6 protein-coding genes are annotated in these 4,618 nt (G+C 66.3%); all 6 read left to right on the top strand.

Annotation, left to right across the window (positions count from 1 at the left end; translation table 11 throughout):
* Positions 1-99 (top strand): hypothetical protein (locus Q0C81_RS16320; protein WP_291840423.1); only part of this gene is annotated, 99 nt, incomplete at its 5' end.
* A gap of 256 nt (positions 100-355) precedes the next feature.
* On the top strand, positions 356-685 hold the full coding sequence (locus tag Q0C81_RS16325; protein ID WP_291840409.1) for a septum formation initiator family protein: 330 nt from the start codon (positions 356-358) through the stop codon (positions 683-685).
* Between the two features lie 114 nt (positions 686-799).
* Entirely contained in the window at positions 800-1,819 is a 1,020-nt protein-coding gene (gene pdhA / locus Q0C81_RS16330; RefSeq protein ID WP_291840412.1) for a pyruvate dehydrogenase (acetyl-transferring) E1 component subunit alpha, read from the top strand.
* A 2-nt stretch (positions 1,820-1,821) separates the two neighbouring features.
* Positions 1,822-3,198 (top strand): pyruvate dehydrogenase complex E1 component subunit beta, encoded by a 1,377-nt coding sequence (locus Q0C81_RS16335; RefSeq protein WP_291840414.1) that lies wholly within the window; start codon positions 1,822-1,824, stop codon positions 3,196-3,198.
* Complete coding sequence (locus Q0C81_RS16340; protein WP_291840417.1) at positions 3,195-3,512, top strand: DUF5076 domain-containing protein; 318 nt, start codon at positions 3,195-3,197, stop codon at positions 3,510-3,512. Before Q0C81_RS16335 ends, Q0C81_RS16340 begins: the two co-directional genes overlap by 4 nt.
* Positions 3,509-4,618 (top strand): 2-oxo acid dehydrogenase subunit E2 (locus tag Q0C81_RS16345; protein WP_291840420.1); only part of this gene is annotated, 1,110 nt, incomplete at its 3' end. The genes Q0C81_RS16340 and Q0C81_RS16345, both read left to right, overlap by 4 nt.

The following is a 4,618-nucleotide window of genomic DNA, read 5'->3' on the forward strand; positions in this document are numbered from 1 at the left end:
CGCTCGGACCGGACGGCCAAGTACAACCAGCTGCTGCGCATTGAGGAACTGCTCGGCGACCAGGGCATGTACTACGGCGACGGCATGCTGCTGAAATAGGCGGAGCGCCGGAGCTCATTCTTCCGGGCCGAGAATTCAGAAGACTGCAGCTTCAACATGAACCGGCGCCCCGGGTGTGGCGTCGGTGGACGCGGCTGTCAAAGACCGGAGCGCGGTCCGGCGCGCTGGTGCGCCAAAAATGGATGAGTCAGCGGGGCTGGCGCCGGCGCCAGATTCTACGGCCAAGCTACGGTTCGTTAGGGCTTTTCGGTCATCACTCGTCAATCACGAGTCCACGCTCAGAAGGAGCGTCCGAGTGCCCGATCGTATGAAGCCTTACGTCCCCTCCTGCGTCCTCCTGCTGCTGATCGCCTATCTGGGCGTCCAGGCCCTGACGGGCGAACGGGGATTGCTGAGCGGCGGAGAGCGTGACGCGCTTCTGCAAAGGCGTGAGAGCCAACTGGCGGATATTCTTGAACAAAAACAGGATCTGGAAGTGCGCGTGCGCTACCTCCGGACCGACAGCCTGTCGCGTGATCTGCTTGAAGAGCGGGCCCGCGCCGTGCTGGGCTTCGCCGACCCTCGCGACTATGTGATCCGGGTCGCGCACCCCGTCGAACAGGGCGCCGCGCCGCGCCGTTCGTGAACTTTAGTTACAGCTTGGCCGGGGCGCTTTGCGTTTCGGGAACGAAGGCTGCTAAAGCCCCTTTCCGTAACGACAAGAGACCCTGCAGAGTGGGGTCCAACCGGGAGATGACGGATGGCGAAAGCCCCCGCCGCCAAGACTGATTCAAAGAAGATTCCCAATACGCCGACGGCCTCCAAGGAGGACCTGCTGCGATTCTACCGCGAGATGGTGCTGATCCGCCGTTTCGAGGAGCGCGCGGGCCAGCTGTACGGCATGGGCCTGATCGGCGGCTTCTGCCACCTGTACATCGGCCAGGAGGCCGTGGCGGTGGGCGTTCAGGAGAGCGTCAAGCAGGGCCACGACAAGATCATCACGGGCTATCGTGACCACGGTCACATGCTGGCCGCGGGCATGGACCCGAAAGAGGTGATGGCCGAGCTGACGGGTCGTATCGGCGGCTCGTCCAAGGGCAAGGGCGGCTCGATGCACATGTTCGACGTGCCGACCGGCTTCTACGGCGGTCACGGCATCGTCGGCGCACAGGTGGCGCTGGGCACCGGCCTGGCCTTCGCCGGCAAGTACCGCGGCGATGACTCGGTGGCCTTCGTCTACTTCGGCGACGGCGCCTCGAACCAGGGTCAGGTCTACGAGAGCTTCAACATGGCCCAGCTGTGGAAGCTGCCGGCCATCTACATCATCGAGAACAACCAGTACGCCATGGGCACGAGCATCGAGCGCTCGTCGTCCACGACCGAGCTGTACATGCGCGGCGCCAGCTTCGGCATCCCGGGCGAGCAGGTCGACGGCATGGACGTGCTGGCGGTCCGCGACGCCACGGCCCGCGCCGTGAAGCGCGCCCGTGAAGGCGGCGGCCCCTACATCCTGGAAGTGAAGACCTACCGCTATCGCGGTCACTCCATGTCGGATCCGGCCAAATACCGGTCCAAGGAAGAGGTCGACGAGGTCAAGAAGACCCGTGACCCGATCGATCACGTGAAGATGCTGCTCGAACAGGCCAAGGCCACCGAGGACGAGCTGAAAGTCATCGACAACGAGATCAAGGCCATCGTCGCCGAGGCCGTTCAGTTCGCTCAAGAGAGCCCGGAGCCCGATCCGTCCGAGCTCTATACCGACGTCTACGTGGAGGCCTGATCGTGACGGACATTTTGATGCCGGCGCTGTCCCCCACGATGGAAGAGGGCACGCTGACCAAGTGGCACATCAAGGCCGGGGACGTCGTGTCCGCGGGCCAGGTGATCGCCGAGATCGAAACCGACAAGGCGACGATGGAAGTCGAGGCCGTGGATGAGGGCGAAGTGCTCGAAATCCTGGTTCCCGAAGGTTCGGAGAACGTGAAGGTCAACACGCCCATCGCCCGTCTGGCGGGCGAAAGCGGCGCCGCCGCGCCGGCGCCCAAGGCTGACGGGCCCAAGGCCGAGGCCGCTCCGGCGGTCGCGACCTCCGGCTCCGGCGAGAAGGAAGAGAAGACCGACGACACCGCCGCCGGTCCGAAGGTCGAACTGCGCGACCCGGAAGTCCCGGCCGACGCCAAGCTGGTCAAGACGACCATCCGCGACGCCCTGCGCGACGCCATGGCCGAGGAAATGCGCCGCGATGACCGGGTCTTCCTGATCGGCGAGGAAGTCGCCCAGTACCAGGGCGCCTACAAGGTCAGCCGCGAGCTGCTGCAGGAGTTCGGCGACCAGCGCGTCGTTGACACCCCGATCACCGAGCACGGCTTCGCCGGCCTGGGCGTCGGCGCCGCCATGGCGGGCCTGAAGCCGATCGTCGAGTTCATGACGTTCAACTTCGCCATGCAGGCGATCGACCACATCATCAACTCCGCCGCCAAGACGCTGTACATGTCGGGCGGTCAGATCCGCGCGCCGATCGTGTTCCGCGGCCCCAACGGCGCGGCCAGCCGCGTCGGCGCCCAGCACAGCCAGGACTATTCGGCCTGGTACGCCCAGATCCCGGGCCTGAAAGTCGTCGCGCCCTATGATGCGGCCGACGCCAAGGGCCTGATGAAGGCGGCGATCCGCGATCCCAACCCCGTCGTCTTCCTCGAGCACGAGATGATGTACGGGCTGGAGTTCGACGTGCCGGAGATCGAGGACTGGGTCGTGCCGATCGGCAAGGCCAAGGTCCGCCGCGAAGGCACGGACGTCACCATCACCGCGCACAGCCGCATGGTCGGCTTCGCCCTGCAGGCCGCCGAACAGCTGGCCGGCGAAGGCATCAGCGTCGAGGTCGTAGACCTGCGCACCCTGCGTCCGCTGGACACCGAGACCATCGTCGAGAGCGTCAAGAAGACCAGCCGTCTGGTCTCGGCCGAAGAAGGCTGGGGTCCGATGGGTGTCGGCGCCGAGGTCGTGGCCCGGGTGATCGAGCATGCCTTCGACTACCTGGACGCTCCGCCGCTGCGGGTGCACCAGGAAGACGTGCCGCTGCCCTACGCCGCCAACCTGGAAGCCCTGTCGCTGCCGGGCGTGGACAAGATCATCAAGGCCGTGAAGCAGGTGATGGCATGAGCGAGCCCAGCGATTTCCAGCTGACGACGCCCGATAGCATCGCCGCCGATCCGGAAGCCATCGAGATCATCCGCATGTGGTGGTCGAAGAATCAGCCGGTAATGTCGGTGAAGCCCGCCTTCAACAACCCGGCCCAGTTCGGCGAGCTGCTGGCCATCGCCGCGCGCCACATGGCCTACGGTTACGCCGTGCGTCACGGCCACAATGAGAAGGAGGCGTACAACCGCATCCTTCAGGGGCTGAGCGAGGCGATCAAGGCCGACAACGTCCAGACGGTCGCGGAGCCGACCGCGCCCTCCGGGAGCGTGCAATGACCGACATCCTGATGCCCGCCCTGTCTCCGACCATGGAGGAGGGCGTCCTGAGCAAGTGGCACGTCAAGGCGGGCGACGTGGTCAAGGCCGGCGACGTGATCGCCGAGATCGAAACCGACAAGGCCACGATGGAAGTCGAGGCCGTCGACGAAGGCGAGATCACCGAGATCCTCGTGGCCGAAGGGACCGAGGGCGTGAAGGTGAACACCCCCATCGCGCGTTTGAAGGATGAAGGCGGCGCGGCCGCTCCGGCGCCGAAGGCTGACGCGCCCAAGGCCGCTGAAGCGGCGAAGGCGGAAACCGCGGCGCCGGTCCCCGCCGAGGCCCCCAAGGCTGCTCCGGCTCCGGTCGCCGCTCCCGCCTCGGTGAAGACCGCCGACGGCGGCCGCCTGTTCGCCTCGCCCCTGGCGCGCCGTCTGGCCGCCCAGGCCGGCGTGGACCTGGCCTCGGTCAAGGGCACCGGTCCGCACGGCCGCATCGTCAAGCGCGACATCGAGGCCGCGGGCAAGGGCGGCGCCAAGCCGGCTTCGGCCGCTGCCGCCGCTTCGGGCATCGCCTCGCGTCCGGTGCAGTCGCTGGCCCAGATGGGCATCCCGGACGGCAGCTACGACCTGATCCCGCTGGACGGCATGAAGAAGGCCATCGCCCGGCGCATGGTCGAGGCGGTCCAGCAGGTGCCGCACTTCCCGCTGTTCATCGACGTCGAGATCGACGCGCTGCTGGCCGCGCGCGCCAAGGTCAACGCCCTGCTTGAGAAGAGCGGTGTGAAGGTCTCGGTCAACGACTTCGTCATCAAGGCCGCCGCCATGGCCCTGAAGGCTGTGCCGGAAGCCAACGCCAGCTACACGCCGGAAGGTATCGCCATGCACCACAACGCCGACGTGGCGATGGCGGTGGCGATCGACGGCGGCCTGATCACCCCGATCATCCGCAAGGCCGAACTGAAGTCGCTCTCGCAGATCGCCACCGAGTCCAAGGACCTGGCCAAGCGCGCCCGCGACCGCAAGCTGAAGCCGGAAGAGTTCCAGGGCGGCACCTTCTCTGTATCCAACCTGGGCATGTTCGGCATCAAGTCGTTCTCGTCGATCATCAACGAGCCGCAGGGC

The sequence above is a fragment of the Brevundimonas sp. genome (assembly GCF_023259385.1).
In the GTDB taxonomy this organism is placed as follows: Bacteria; Pseudomonadota; Alphaproteobacteria; order Caulobacterales; family Caulobacteraceae; genus Brevundimonas.

Coding starts and splice junctions, on each gene's coding strand:
- Q0C81_RS16340 (WP_291840417.1), top strand. CDS start 3,195: ATGAGCGAGCCCAGCGATTTCCAGCTGACGACGCCCGATAGCATCGCC.
- pdhA (WP_291840412.1), top strand. CDS start 800: ATGGCGAAAGCCCCCGCCGCCAAGACTGATTCAAAGAAGATTCCCAAT.